Origin of the sequence: Streptomyces lushanensis, from assembly GCF_001700515.1 — a bacterium.
Lineage (GTDB): Bacteria > Actinomycetota > Actinomycetes > Streptomycetales > Streptomycetaceae > Streptomyces > Streptomyces lushanensis.
Genome location: NZ_MAUD01000055.1, coordinates 25,431 through 39,613, shown reverse-complemented (window position 1 = coordinate 39,613; position 14,183 = coordinate 25,431). Strand labels below are relative to the sequence as shown.

Genomic DNA, 14,183 nt, shown 5'->3' with positions numbered 1-14,183 from the left:
GCGGCGGAAAGGACCTGACCCGTGCCCGTACCTCCACCCTGCGGCGCGGCGCGGGCGGACGGCGGCCGACCGGCCCGCAGTCGTTCCTGCTGGGCTGCTCGTTCCTGATCACCCTGGGCAGCTTCGCCGTACTGCCGTACATGTCGGTACTGCTGCACCAGCGGCTCGGGCTCGGCCTCGGTACGGTCGGGGCGGTCCTCGCCGTCGCCTCGCTGGTGCAGTTCTCCGGTGGGGTGGCGGGCGCGGCGCTGGCGCGGCGGATCGGGCTGCGGGCCACGATGCTGGTGGCGCTGGGCGTGCGCACCGCGGGGTTCGCGGCGTTTTTGCCGGGGCTCGGCAGTCCCGTGCTCGCCGTCGGCGCGCTGTTCCTCGTCTCGTGCGGCGCGGCGCTCTACCTGCCCGCGAACAAGGCGTATCTGGTGGAGGGCGCGCGGGAGTCGGAGCGGCCCCGGCTGCTGTCGGCCAGCGGTTCGGCGTTCAACGCGGGGATCGCGCTCGGCCCGCCGGCCGCCGCGCCGTTCGTCCTGACGTCGCCGGGCGCGCTGTTCGGTACGGTGACGCTGCTGTTCGCCGCGGTCGGCGCCGGACACGCGTTGCTGCCGCCGGCGCCACCGGCGCCGGAGCCCCGGCCGACCGCGGCGCCGTCGCCCGCCACACCTCCGGCGGCGGCCGGGTCACCGCCTCCGCGCCGCGAGGCGCTGCCCTTCACGGTCACCGTACTGAGCGTGTACGTCTTCATGTTCTTCCAGCACTATCTGGCGCTCTACGCGGTGCCCCGTACCTCGGCGTCGTTCTACGGCGCGGTGCTGATGGGATACGCGTGCCTCCTCGTCGTCGCGCAGCCCCTGCTGTCGGAGTGGATCGCCGCTCTCGCCTACCGCACCGCGATACGGGTGGGCTTCGGCGCGATGGCGGCGGGAACGGCGGTCATCGCGGCCGGTGGCCGTCCGGGCATCGGCGCGGGCGCCGCGCTGATCTGTCTGGGCGAGATCGTTCTCTTCCTGAAGAACGATCTGGAGGCACTGGCCCGGTCGTCCGCCGAGCCCGCCACCGTCTTCGGCCGGCAGCGGCTGGCCGCCGGGATCGGCGCGTTCGCCAGCGGAGTGGCCGGCGGCCAGCTCTACGGGATCGCGGAGGGCGCGGGAATGGTCCCGGGCTTCTGGCTCGCGGTGTCGCTCCAATGTCTGATCCTGCCGCTCCTGCCGGCCCTGATGACGCGGGTGAGGCGCCGCCGGTCCTGACGACCGGTCCGGCGGCGCCGGCGACGCGCGGTCACCGCGCGCGGACAGGGCCTACGTACGGACCGCCGGAGCGGGCTGCCAGACCGAGGCGAGATCGCGTCTGGCGCGCGCCACACGGGAGCGGACCGTACCGACGGGACAGCCCGCGGCCCCGGCGGCCTCCGCGTAGGACAGCCCGAGTAACTGCGTCAGGACGAAGGCCTCCCGCCGTGACGGATCCATCGCGTCCAGGGCGTCGAACACCGCGACGGTCTCGTCGAAACCGGGCAGATGGCGCGGCTGCGCGCGTTCGGCCGCCGCCTGCCAGTCGGTGGTGTCGGCGACCCGTGGCCGGGCGGCGGCGCTGCGGTAGCGGTCGATGACCACGCACCGCGCGATCGACAGCAGCCAGGTGCGCGCGCAGGACCGGCCCGCGAACTTCGCCAGGCTGGTCAGGGCCCGCAGATAGGTCTCCTGGGCCAGATCCTCGGCGCCCGGGACGTCGGCGCTGAGATGCGCGACGAACCGCCGTACGTCGTCGTAGGTCGCGCGCACGAAGCGCTCGGCCGCCTCCCGGTCGCCGGTTCCGGCGGCCAGTGCCCACGCGGTGATCTCCCCGTCGCGTTGGGCGGATCTGACGGTACGTGGATGGGTCGGTGGGGCAGGGAACATCGCACTCGGTCCTTCGCGTCCTCGCGGCGCCGGACCGCGCCGGGCGGGGCAGGGCGCGGCGCCATCGGTGGCCGGCTGCCGCGGTGGGACGGCGGTGCGCCGGCAGGCCTGTGAACAGGCACGTGCGCGTGCCTGAGAGACCCTCGGCCACGGGGTACGGGCACACCGACGGCCCGGCGCGGTCACCGCCGCCGGAGCGCCGGAGCCCGCGACGGGCGGCGGCGAAGGGTCAGTCGAAGGACGGGACGAAGGGCGGGCCCCGGCGGGAGATGCCGTGGAGCACCACGAGCCGGCGCGGACGGCGGTGGCGCCGGTGGAGCGCCGCGGTCCGTGTGCGCGGCGGCGGCGTCATGGCGCCGGACAGCACCCGCCAGGCCCGTCGCAGCGGAGCGCAGACGAACAGCGCGAGTGAGCGCCCGAGTTGGCCGACCGCCGCCTCGCCGCGCCACAGCCACCAGCCGCAGAGCAGCCCGGCCACCAGATGGGCCAGGGCCATGCCGGAGGTCAGGGAGTGACCGTCGAAGGCCAGGACGAGGGCCAGAAGATCCGTCGGCCCTTCGGTCATCCCGGAGTGCGCGTGCGCCGCCGTGTCCGAACGCCCCGTCCCGGGCATGTCCATGGGCCGTCCGGCCCCGGCACCCGGCACAAGGACATGGGTCCAGCTGAACAGCGCGTGCAGCGTCACCTGCCCGGCCGCGCTCGCGCCCACGACGGTGGGCGCGCCGCGCTCACGCCCGGCCGGCCACCAGCCCGCGACGCCCGCGGCGATCAGCGCGAGGACGAGGGCGGGCCACGGCAGCGGTGTGTCTGACTGGAGCGCGTGGCCGAGTCCGGACACCGCTACGCACACGGCCGCGAACACCGCGGCACGTGTGAGTCGGAGTGCGGGCCCGGCTCTCATGGCTGACATCGTGTCACCCGGGACGGAGCCTCGGAAAAGGGCTGCTGATCCGGATACGTCGATGGTTCGGCCGCTTTAGGAGGACACCCAGATGATGTGATCCATGTCACACCAACTCGCCGGGAACTTTCCCCGACCGGGACCCGACTGCTCCGGTAACCCGCCGAAGCCGTCGAGAGAGCCGCCCAGATGAAGCCGTCCCCCACGCCCGCCGCCCCCGAGCCGGCCGGCGCGAGCACCACGTCCGGCACGGACACCACGAGCGATACGAACACCGCGGACCGGACACAGACCAGAGTCACCCTGAGATCGGATCTCAGAGCGTCGATACCGGACGGTCTGATCGCCCTGGTGGTGACCGCCGCCGTCTTCGCCCTGCTCTACGCCCGTATCAAGGCCAAGACCTCGTCCACCGTGTCCGTCATGCCCTTCATGGCCGACGCGGGCGGCTTCTGGATGTACTTCCTCAGCCAGGCCTTCGGCTGGTCGGCCCTGCTCTGGGCATGGACCACCGTCGTACTGGGCCTGCTGCTCTCCGGGCCCCGGCCCGGCCGGCTGCCGCTGTCGCCCCAGCGCCTGGAACGGCTGCACCGTACGACCAGCCTGAACACCATCGCCCTGATCCTCGCCCACGCGCTGCTCTTCGCCGCGGAGCTGGTCCGGCACGACACCGCGCGCTGGCACTCCCGGCTCTCCACCGCCTTCGTGGAGTCGTTCGTGCCGGGCGGCTACGACTCGGGCACGGGCCAGCTCGCCATCCCCCTCGGCCAGGCCGCGCTCTATCTGGCGGTCCCGCTCGGGCTGCTCTTCTACATCAGACACCGTATCGGCCCCAAGACCTGGCGTGTTCTGCACCGGTTCGTGATCGTCGTCTATGTGCTGAGCGTGTGGCACACCCTGCTGTACGGCACGAACGTCTGGTACGACGGCTGGTTCCGCACGACGGTCTGGCTGCTGCAACTGCCCATCGCCGCGCTCCTGCTCGCGCGCCTGCTGCGCCCCGCGCGCCGTTCCGAGCGGCTGTCGCGCCCCGGTGCCCACTCCGGCTCGCGTGCGGGCTGGGGCCTGCGCCTCGGCGGACGCCTCGCGGCGGCGGGAGCCGTCGTCGCCCTGCTCGCCGTCATCATCAGCGGAAACGACGGCGGGCGCTCGGTCCCGCCGCACGACACCTCGTCCACCCACAACGAGGACTAGGACCTGGCCCTGTCCGGCCGGACAATGCCCGAGCGCCGGGTGGTCCCGTCGGCGGGACGGGACCCGGCTCATGGAACCGTGGCCGCCCTCCGCGACGTTCTCCCGGCAGCGCCGCGCGACGCCTGCGGCGCTGAGGACGAGGACACGGGACGGAACGGAACGGGCGGTGCCGATGATCGAGCTGGTTCCCGGCGGGAATCTGGCGCTGCCGGACACGGCGCTGACGATCGATGTGCCGGGCCCCTTCGACCTGTCCGTACTCATCACCGACGACAGCGGGAAGGTGGGCGGCGACGGCGACTTCGTCTTCTACAACCAGCCGTCGGCCCCGGGCGCCCGGCTGTACGACGGCGGCGCCGGTGTGGATCCGCGGCGGCTTCGGGCGGGCGCGAGCCGGGTCACGGTGGTCATCAGCCCGGCCGACCCGGGCGTCGCGCTGGGCCGGCTGCCGGTGCCGACGCTGACCGTGCGCGGCGGTGGCGGCCGGGGCGTGCTCGCCCGGTTCACTCCCGCGCGCCCGACGCACGAGACGGTACTGCTGCTGGCGGAGATCTACCGGCGCGGCGCGGGCTGGAAGCTGCGGGCGCTCGGCCAGGGGTACGCGGACGGGCTGGCCGGCATCGCCCGGGACTTCGGCGTGGAGGTGACCGAGGAGGCCACCGCACCCGCCGGGCCTCCGCCGCCCTCGGCCGCCCGCGCGCACGGCGGTCCGGCCGGGCGCGCCCTGTTCACCGGGTCCGGCGAGGCGAGGGAGTTCGCGGAGCTCGTCCGGGCCGAACGGCTCAGGGCGGGTGTCCCCGCCGTCGCCCTGGACGGCAGACTCTCCGCCGCGGCCCAGGTCCACGCGGCGGCGATGGCGGCACAGCGGCGGCTCGGCGCGGAGGGCGCCGACGGGGTGTCCGTCTTCCAGCGCGTCGTCGCGGGCGGCTACCACTATCTCCGTATCGACCAGCATCTCGTCTCCGGACCGCGTACGCCGCGCGCGTTCGTGGAGTACTGCCTCGGCGGCGAGACGATCCGCGGGCCGCTGTTCGACCCCTCGCTGACCGACGCCGGGCTCGGCCACGCCGTCGACGCCCGCTCGGGCGAGGTCTACTGGACGGCGCTCTGGGCGCGCCCGTTCACCCCCGACGGACTGATACGGACCGCCGCCGAGGTCGTCGCCCTCACCAACGCGGAGCGGACGGCGGCCGGCCTGCGGCCCCTGGCCGACGACCCGCGCCTGGCCTCGGCGGCCCAGGCGTACAGCGCCGACATGGCGGCGCGCGCCTTCTACTCGCACACCTCGCCCGAGGGACTCGCGCCCTGGGACCGCGCCGCCGCCGCGGGCGCGACGCACCGGGGCATCGGCGAGAACATCGCCTGCGGCCAGCGCGACCCGCGCGAGGTGGTCCGGGGATGGATGAACAGTCCGGGCCACCGGGCCAACATCCTCAAACCGGACTTCACCCACCTCGGCACCGGCTTCGCGGGCGGCGGCCCCGCCGGAACCTACTGGACCCAGCTCTTCGGCCAGATCTGACCGCCCAATAGGGCCGGCCGGACCGGTCCCGGGCCGGGTCCGCTCATCGCATGGCGCCCGCGCCGCCCGTGAGCCCGCCGGTGACCTCTCCCTCGGTCTCCCTCGTGGCCTGCGGCCCGTCGTCCCCGTCCGCTCCGTCGGCCTTCCGCCGGGCCGCTTCCCCGGTCTTCTCCCCGGTCGCGGCGCCCGCCTCCGGCAGCGGCCCGTTCTGGGGCGACAGCCGTACGAAGAGCAGGCCGAGGGTGATCCACACATAGGCGTTCGCACCGAGGAAGGCACCGAGCCCGGTCGAGTTCCAGCGCCAGAGCCAGACCACACTGCTGCACAGGATCACATACAGCACCGCGCACACCGCCAACAGCGCCCGGCGCTCCCGGCGTTCGCCCCGCAGGGCGGTGTCCGTCAGTACGACGAGGGCGGGGATCACCCAGACCAGGTGGTGGACCCAGGTGACGGGGCTGACCAGACAGGCGGCCAGCGCGGTCAGGGCGAACCCGGCCCGGTCGTCCCCGTCGCGGACGGCCGCGCGGGCCCGGTACGCCCAGAGCGCGAGGACGGCGAGGACGCACACCAGCCACACCGCGCGGCTGGGATGATCCGGCTGGAGACGGGCCAGTACGCCTTGCAGCGACTGGTTGGAGACATAGCTGAGCGAGCCGACCCGGTCGGTGTTCCACAGGGCGTCGGTCCAGAAGGTCCGGCTGGCACCGGGATCGATCAGGGCGGCGAGCGCGGTCGCGGCGCACGCGGTGCCCGCCGCCACGGCCGCCTGCCGTCTGCGCCCGGTGATCAGCAGGTAGAGGATGAAGAGCGCGGGCGTGAGCTTGATCGCGGAGGCGAGGCCGATACCGATGCCCGCGTACCGGCCGCGTCCGGTGGTCAGCAGCCAGGCGTCGGTGAAGACCAGCGCGACGAGCAGCAGGTTCACCTGGCCGAAGCTGAAGGTGTCACGAACCGGTTCGAACAACGCGAACAGACAGCCGGCCACGGTGAAGGCGAACCACCGGTTGCGGCAGGTGCGCCGGATGATCGGGCCCACCAGCCAGTGCAGCAGCAGCGCCGACGCGGCGACGCTCAGCGCGATGCTGATGCCCACGGCGACCGGCCAGGACACCAGTGCCATCGGCAGCATGGAGACGGCGGCGAAGGGCGGGTAGGTGAAACCGTAGTGGGTGCCCGGCTTGAGATAGTCGTAGATCCGGCCGTCGCCGTTGATCCAGTCGTCGACGGTGCCGTAGTAGACGGCGACGTCGAAGAAGTCCCGGTGCAGGGGGACGGTCGCGAGAAAGACCGCCGTGGCCACGACCAGGCAGACCGCGACGGTGATCCGCCCGGCCGGTCTCGCCAGGACGGGATGGAGCCCTCTCATGACACCACCCGGGGCCGAGAGGCGACGGCGCTCGGGGCCGACATCTCGAACATCCACCAGAGCGCGAGCAGCGCGAGCGCTCCTCCGCCCACGGCGAGCGTCAATTGCATACCGTCCGGTGGATAGCCGTTGGGCAGCAGTCCGAGGGCGAGCACACCGCTGCCGGCCGCGGCCCAGCGCCGTATCCGTCCGTCGGGCGCGGCCGCGGCGATCAGGAACAGGCCCCACAGGGCGTACCAGGGCCGGAAGGCCGGGCCCAGCGCGAAGACCGCGAGCAGGCTCAGCGCCAGCGCGTAGACCGGTCCCAGCCGCACCCGGCGCAGCCACAGGACCACCACGGACACGGCGGTGGCCACAAGGCCGAGCCATCGCCACGCCGGTACGGCCAGATCGGCGAGCCCGCTGCCCACGGAGTCCAGCAGCGCGCCGCAGAGCCGGCCGAGTCCGCTGGTCAGCGACCAGTTGTCGGGCGAGACGGGTGTGCTGAGCGCACCGAGCCAGCCATAGCCGGTACCGGTCACGGCTGTGACGACCACGGTGGTGGCGAGGGCGATGGCACAGGTCAGCGCGGCGGCTCTGAACGTACGGGCCCGTCCGGTGAAGTGGCCGGACCAGAGCGCGGCGACCGCGAGCAGACCGAGCGCCGCCGGCGCCTTGACCAGTGCCGCGAGCGAGACGAGAAAGGCCGCTCTGACGGGCCAGCCGCCCAGCGCCGCCACCAGCCCGGCCGCGAGCAGCCCCAGCATGAGGGCGTCGTTGTGGGCGCCCGCGACAAGGTGGAGCAGCACCAGCGGGTTGAGCGCGCCGAGCCAGAGCGCGGCGGAGCGCTCCACACCGCAGCGGTCGGCGAGCAGCGGCAGAAAGGCGATCATCAGCCCGACACCGAGCAGCGCGACCAGCCGCATCCCGAGGATCCCGGCGTTCATGTCGACATGGGCCAGGTCGGCCGCCTTGGCCGCGGCGGCGAGGAACACGGGACCGTACGGCGCCGGCGTGTGCTGCCAGACGGGCGGCACCTCGGTGGCGAGCGGTCCGCCCAACTGCGCGGGCCCGTAGGTGTACACGTCGATCCTCGCGTCGACCATGGCGCCCTGCGCCAGATAGCTGTACACGTCCCGGCTGAACAGTGGCGGTCCGAGCAGCAGCGGCGCCGCCCAGGTCCCGAGGGTCACCAGCAGCGCGCGCGGGGTGGGCGGCCGGGGGCCGCGCACGGCGCGGCCCAGCCACCACCAGGCGGCGATCAGCAGGACGAGCCCGAAGTACGCGCAGAGCACGCCCAGCGCGGCGCGTCCGGAGGTGGGCAGAAGCTCCTCGCGTACCGGCAGCGCGCCCGCGGTCAGACCGCCGGCGGTGAGCGCGACGGAACCCGCGAGCCCCAGCGTCCGGCATCGGTTCGGGTCCACATCCGCGTTCAGGGCGAGCATCTGTGGAGGCTCCCAGGAGGTGGTGGCCGGAAGGCGACGCCCTCACCACGGGCCGGTGGCTTACGCATATCCACCGTGTTAAGCCCGGACGGGAACGGGCCCCGGATACAGGACGGATTCGGGCACGGGAACGGGCACGCGCCCGCGCCCGCGCCCGGATACGGATACGGACACGGGAACGGGCCCCGGGTTTCCCCGGGGCCCGTCCGTGTGCGTGGTCGCCGTGTCATTCCCCGCGTCGGTGCTCAGCGCACCTGGCGCGCGGCGAACCGGTCGACCCAGTACTTCGTCCGGTCGAGATAGGCGTTCTCGGCGTCCGCGCCGGTCTTGCCGTACGCGCCCGCGAAGGTCTGGTAGCCGAAGCCACCGGGCGGTGCGGACGAGGCCGGTTCGATCGAGCTGCCTTCGTGCCACTCGTTGAAGGACGTGACGGAGACCCAGGTGGGCGATCCGCCGATGGCGGGGTCGAGCGCGTTGCTCCACTCCTTGTCGTACGTGGCCCCGTTGGCCCTGCCGAGGGTCGGGGTCGTGTTGCCGGGAACCGCTCGGTCGTCGATGTAGCCGGGGGCGACCGAGGGGGCCCAGATCAGTCCGTTCGCGCGCGCGTAGTCTCCGGCCTGCTTCCAGCCGGGGGCCGTGGCGCCCGCGATCCCGTCATAGGTGTAGAGCCCCGAGAAGTGCGCGATCTTGCTGGTGTCGGTGGTCTGCGCCAGGACGGTGTTCTTCTGCGTGACCTGGTCGAGAGCGGTCCAGTCGGTGATCCTGAGGCTCTCGAAGATGTAGAAGGCCGCGCGGTTGTTGTGCTCGGCGTCGCGGTAGAAGGCGGGGTGGTTGCCGTACGTGGTGTTGATGTACTGGATGTCGGACACCACGGAGGCCGCCGTGCGGTTCGCGTAGGGCTCGATGTGCCAGGCCACCTTGACGCCCTCGCGCGCCGCCGCGTCCAGGACACCCTTGGCGAGGGTGTCCTCGTAACCTCCCTTGCCCCACCAGCTGTAGACGATGACTCCCGCGCCCGAGCGCTTGACCCACTTCATGTGCTGCGCGACGGCTCCGGTGTAGTCACCGGAGTCGTACGCCCCGAGCTTCGGGTAGAGATCGGCGCCAATGTCCTGCGGCGGCGTGCGGCCGCCCTGCTGCCAGTGGCGGTAGCTGCCGTACTTGGCGGGGCTGCCGTACCACGGGTAGTAGAAGAGGTGGACATTCGCCGACGAGGCCTGTAACGCCGCCGGCCTCTCCAGCGTGAAGGTGTCGATGTCGAAGAGGGAGCCCGCCGCGCCGGTGAAGGTCAGGAAGACCGGTCCGGTCGCGTTGCCGCTCAGCGCGGTGGTGACGGTACGGAAGTTCTCCCAGCCGCCGGTGTTGGGAACGGTCACCGAGCCGAGCACCGCGCCGGTGGCGGAGCCGGAGCGCACCTGGAGGGTGCCGCCGGTACCGCCCGAGGAGACCTTCGCGCTGAAGGTCGTGGCGCCGGTGAGCGAGGCCTGGGAGTAGCCGGCCCAGTCACCGTTCTCGATGTAGCCCAGCGTCCTGCCGCCACTGGCGGAGCCGTGGTCGGCGGGCTGGACACCCGCGGAGGACGTGTAGGACTCGCCCTCGTAGGTCGACGTCGACCCGGGGGGAGGAGTGGTTCCCCCCAGTTCCTTGATCCGGATGTTGCGGAAGGACACGTCGTCGCCGGTGCCGTGGTTCTGGATGCCGATGTATCCCTGCTGGAGGGACCGTACCGGGTCGGTGTTGGTGAAGTCATTGATCTTCACACCGTTGAGGAAGACCTGGAGCCGCTCCCCCTCCACCCGGATCTCGTAGGTGTTCCACGCCCCCGGCGGGTTGAGCGCACCGTCGCGAGCGGCGATGTCGGCCGACTTGAAGCCGTAGATGGAGCCGGTGGTCTTGTCGGCCGTGTCGGTGGCGTCGATCTGGATCTCGTACCCCTGGTTCACCGCCGAGTTGGGGTCGGTGGAGGAGGGGAAGCCCACGAACACACCGGAGTTGTCGTCCCCGGGCATCCGCCAGTCCAGCTTCAGCGAGTACGCGTTGTACTGCTTCGCCTGGTACCAGTACAGGCCCATGCCGCCCGTGGAGGTGAGGGTGGCGTCGGTGTTGGTGAAGCTGCCGGGGCCCGCCTGCGCCCAGCCGGTGGTCGAGCCGTTGTAGATCGGCGTGTAGCCGGTCTCGGCACGGCAGTCGGCCTTGGCGAAACCGGCCGCGTAGCGGATTCCGCCGAGCAGGAGGTTGCGGAAGGCCGGGTCGGCGTAGGACTCGGCGGTGTGGCCGAGACCGGTGTAGAAGGACCGGCCGTTGCCCTGCGGGTGGCACCAGGTGATGGGGTGGTCACCGCTCATGTCGCCGCCGCTGTAGCTGCCTTCGTCCAGGCTCTGGAGCACCCGGACGTTGCCACGCGGGTTGGCACGGTAGTTGTACCACTCGTCGGTGCGCGACCAGGTCTGGCCGAGATGCGAGGTGGCCGCGTGCGCCCGGTCCTCGGTCTTCAGCGTGGCCTGCTGGATCGCCGGGTGGCTCTTGAACCAGGCGCCGACGATCCCCTCGTACTGCGGCCAGCCGTACTCGGTGTCGGCCGCGGCGTGCACTCCGACATAGCCGCCGCCGCCGTCGAGGTACGACTGGAGCGCGGACTGCTGGGTGTCGTTGAGGACATCGCCGGTGGTGCTGAGGAACACCACCGTCTTGAACTGGGCCAGATTGGCCGTGGTGAAGGCCGCGCTGTCCTCGGTGGCCGTGACGGTGAAGTTGTTGGCCGCGCCGAGGTCACGGATGGCCTGGGTACCGGCCGGGATGGAGTCGTGGCGGAAGCCCGCCGTCTTGGAGAAGACGAGCACCTTGTAGGCCGGGTCGGCCGCCTGCGCGGTCGCGGCCGGTGTCAGGAACGCTCCCACGAGCGCGAGCGCGATGACAAAGGCCGAGGCAGCGGCCGACGGAAGCCGGCGTAGCTGTCGGAGCATCACTGTCCCTTTCCCGTACGTCACTTGGTGACGGTGAGGGTGTCGATGTCGAACAGGGAGCCGGCGCCACCGGTGAAGGTCAGGAACAACGCTCCCGAACTGCCCGTGCCGGTCAGCGCGGTGGTGACGTTGGTGAAGGTCTCCCAGCCACCGGTCACCGGTACGGCCACGGAACCGAGCACCGCTCCGGTGGCTGATCCGGAGCGGATCTGGATGGTGCCGCCCGCCCCGGCCGAGGAGACCTTGGCGCTGAAGGCCGTGGCCCCGGCGGTGGAGACGGAGGCGTAGCCCGCCCAGTCACCATTCTCTATGTAGCCGAGCGTCTTGCCACCGCTGGCCGCGGCGTGGTCGGCGGCCTGGACGCCCAGGGACGACGAGAACGACTCGCCCTCCACGGTCTGGCTGGACGGCGTGCTGCCGGTGGCGAAGGTGAAGGCGTCGAGGTCGAACAGGTTGCCCTGGCCCGTCGGTCCCTTGAAGACGAGGAAGAGCTCCGTGGAGGCCGTCGGGGCGTTGGCCAGGTTGGCCGAGACATCGGCGAAGGTCTCCCAGCCGCCCGTCACCGGTACGGTCACCGTACCGAGCAGGGTGCCGGTAGCCGAGCCGGCCCGTACCTCGATGGTGCCGCCGGTGCCGCCGGAGGAGACGCGGGCGGTGATGCGGTTGGCGTTGCCCAGGGCGTAGGGCTTGAAGGAGATCCAGTCGCCGTTGTCGGTGAAGCCGACCGTGTTGCCGCCCTCGGCGTTGCCGTGCGCGGCCACCTGGACGCCGGACTGCGCCGAGAAGTGCTCGCCCTGCCGGTGACGGGGCTGGAGGATGCGGGCGCTGTGCGTGGTCAGCCCGGCGCCGTCGGTGTACTCGGCGTCGAAGACCCCGTAGATGTTGGCGGCGCTGTCGTGCTCACCGTCGGTGGGCACGGCGATCGTGCCGGTGCAGCCGTTCTTGGAGGTGATCGCGTGACGGTGCTCGTCGTGCCCGATGAGATAGGTCACCTTGACCTTGGCGCAGTCGATGGCACCGTCCTCGGGGTCGCTGACGGTGACCGAGAAGGGCACGGTGTCACCGAAGGAGAACAGTTCACCGTCCTTGGGACCGGTGAGGTTGACGGTGGGCGCCGTGTTGCCCGCCGTCACCACCAGGCTGGCCGTGCCGGTCAGGCCCTCCGGGTCCCTGACGGTCAGGGTCGGCCGGAAGGTGCCCGCGGTGGTGTACGTCTTGGTCGGGTTGGCGGCGGTGGAGGTGGTGCCGTCGCCGAAGTTCCAGGAGTACGTCAGGGCCTTGCCCTCGGGGTCGGAACTGCCCGCCGAGGAGAACTGGACCGTGAGCGGAACCGCTCCCGAGGTCTTGTCGGCCGCCGCGGCGGCGATCGGGTTGCGGTTGCTGCCGCCGATGTACTCGATCCGGTACAGCGCCTGGTTGTTGGCGCCGGTGCCGTAGTCGAGCACGTACAGCGCGCCGTCCGGACCGAACGCCTGGTCCATGACCTGGGTGCCCGTCCACGGGAAGCTCTCGATGACACCGGGGGTGCCGTCGGCCTTCACCTCGATGGGCTTGATCCACTTCCGGCCGTACTCGGCGGCGAAGAAGTAACCGCTGAGCGACTGCGGGAACTTCACGTTCGAGTTCAGGTTCGGGTCGTAGCGGTAGACCGGTCCGCCCATGGGCGACTCGGAGCCGCCGCCGAACTCGGGCGGGGAGCCGGCGTCTCCGCCGTACTTGATCCAGGCCGGCTTGGCCGCGGGCAGCGTGGCCTGGCCGGTGTTGCGGAAGGAGTTGTTGGCCGGGCCGCCCGCGCAGTTGTACTTCCCTCCGGAGGGACCGTTCGGGAAGGTGTACTCGCCGTAGGTCTCGGCGGCGGTGTTCGTACCGGTGCAGTACGGCCAGCCGTAGTTGCCCGGCGCGGCGATGCGGTTGAACTCGACCTGGCCGCTCGGTCCGCGCCCGCCGCCGTCGGTGCCTCCGGCGTCGGGGCCGTAGTCGCCGAGGTAGACGATGCCGGTGGCCTTGTCGACGGACATCCGGAAGGGGTTGCGGAAGCCCATCGCGTAGATCTCGGGCCGGGTGTTGGCCGTACCGGGAGCGAAGAGGTTTCCGGCCGGGACGGTGTAGCCGCCGGCGGCCGTCGGCTTGATCCTGAGGACCTTGCCGCGCAGGTCGTTGGTGTTGCCGGAGGAGCGCTGGGCGTCGAACTGCGGGTTGCGCTCCGTCCGCTCGTCGATCGGCGCGTAGCCGCTCGACTCGAACGGGTTGGTGTCGTCACCGGTGGTCAGATACAGGTTCCCGGCGGCGTCGAAGTCGATGTCACCGCCCACGTGGCAGCACTGCCCGCGGTCGTTGGGCACTTCGAGGACGATCTTCTCGCTCGTCATGTCGAGAGTGCCGTCGGTCTTCAGCGTGAACCGGGAGAGGTTGAGGTGACCCTTCCACGTCTCCCAGGTGGCGGCGCTTCCGGTGACCGGGGCGTCGCCGCCCGGGGTGGTCAGCTTGGGCGAGTAGTACAGGTAGAGGTAGCGGTTCGTGGCGAAGCCCGGGTCGGCGGCTATGCCCTGGAGCCCTTCCTCGTCGTGCGTGTAGACGTCCAGCTTGCCGGCCGTCTTGGTGTTGCCCGCGGCGTCCGTGTACCGGACCGTGCCGTCGCGGGCGGTGTGGACGACCGCGCGGTCCGGCAGGACCGCGAGGGACATCGCCTCACCCAACTCGGCGCCGCCGAGGGCGAGCTGTACCTGCTGGTAGTCACCGGCCGGGATGACGGCGGGCGCTGCGACGGCCGCCGGGGCGCCGGCCGCGGGCACCGCGACGGCGCCACCGCCGACGATCAGCGCCAACGCGGTGAGCCATCGTGACCAGAGGCGTCTCGGCCTCTGTCCTGACAGTCGTGACGGTCCTGACATGGAGCATCCTTCCTGACCTTGCGGGAG

At 71.9% G+C, this 14,183-nt stretch carries 9 protein-coding genes; 3 read left to right on the top strand and 6 right to left on the bottom strand.

Annotated elements, in window-relative coordinates:
- The first annotated feature begins 38 nt into the window (after window positions 1-38).
- A complete protein-coding gene (locus tag BFF77_RS04880) occupies window positions 39-1,241 on the top strand; it encodes an MFS transporter (RefSeq protein WP_107422077.1) in 1,203 nt (400 codons plus the stop codon).
- Between the two features lie 51 nt (window positions 1,242-1,292).
- On the opposite strand, the gene BFF77_RS04875 is transcribed toward BFF77_RS04880, so the two are convergent.
- Complete coding sequence (locus BFF77_RS04875; RefSeq protein WP_066944134.1) at window positions 1,293-1,892, bottom strand: sigma-70 family RNA polymerase sigma factor; 600 nt, start codon at window positions 1,890-1,892, stop codon at window positions 1,293-1,295.
- Window positions 1,893-2,121: 229 nt separating this feature from the next.
- Window positions 2,122-2,793 carry a hypothetical protein gene (locus BFF77_RS04870; protein ID WP_066944132.1) on the bottom strand — a complete coding sequence of 224 codons (672 nt, stop codon included), beginning with the start codon at window positions 2,791-2,793 and terminating at the stop codon, window positions 2,122-2,124.
- A gap of 189 nt (window positions 2,794-2,982) precedes the next feature.
- Between BFF77_RS04870 and BFF77_RS04865 the strand changes: the two genes are divergently transcribed.
- Window positions 2,983-3,987: a ferric reductase-like transmembrane domain-containing protein gene (locus tag BFF77_RS04865; RefSeq protein WP_079124838.1), complete on the top strand. Its 1,005-nt coding sequence runs from the start codon at window positions 2,983-2,985 to the stop codon at window positions 3,985-3,987.
- A 172-nt stretch (window positions 3,988-4,159) separates the two neighbouring features.
- Window positions 4,160-5,509: a CAP domain-containing protein gene (locus BFF77_RS04860; RefSeq protein ID WP_066944130.1), complete on the top strand. Its 1,350-nt coding sequence runs from the start codon at window positions 4,160-4,162 to the stop codon at window positions 5,507-5,509.
- A gap of 43 nt (window positions 5,510-5,552) precedes the next feature.
- Here BFF77_RS04860 and BFF77_RS04855 read toward each other — a convergent pair whose 3' ends face one another.
- The 4 genes from BFF77_RS04855 to BFF77_RS04840 all read right to left on the bottom strand — a co-directional run bounded on the left by BFF77_RS04855 (window position 5,553) and on the right by BFF77_RS04840 (window position 14,156).
- On the bottom strand, window positions 5,553-6,878 hold the full coding sequence (locus tag BFF77_RS04855; RefSeq protein WP_066944128.1) for a glycosyltransferase 87 family protein: 1,326 nt from the start codon (window positions 6,876-6,878) through the stop codon (window positions 5,553-5,555).
- Window positions 6,875-8,302 carry a polyprenol phosphomannose-dependent alpha 1,6 mannosyltransferase MptB gene (mptB, locus tag BFF77_RS04850; protein ID WP_066944126.1) on the bottom strand — a complete coding sequence of 476 codons (1,428 nt, stop codon included), beginning with the start codon at window positions 8,300-8,302 and terminating at the stop codon, window positions 6,875-6,877. Before mptB ends, BFF77_RS04855 begins: the two co-directional genes overlap by 4 nt.
- A 245-nt stretch (window positions 8,303-8,547) precedes the next feature.
- On the bottom strand, window positions 8,548-11,265 hold the full coding sequence (locus BFF77_RS04845; RefSeq protein ID WP_066944124.1) for a ThuA domain-containing protein: 2,718 nt from the start codon (window positions 11,263-11,265) through the stop codon (window positions 8,548-8,550).
- Between the two features lie 20 nt (window positions 11,266-11,285).
- The gene (locus BFF77_RS04840) at window positions 11,286-14,156 is read right to left on the bottom strand and encodes a carbohydrate-binding protein (protein ID WP_079124837.1); all 2,871 of its coding nucleotides are present in this window, start codon (window positions 14,154-14,156) and stop codon (window positions 11,286-11,288) included.
- Window positions 14,157-14,183: the final 27 nt, after the last annotated feature.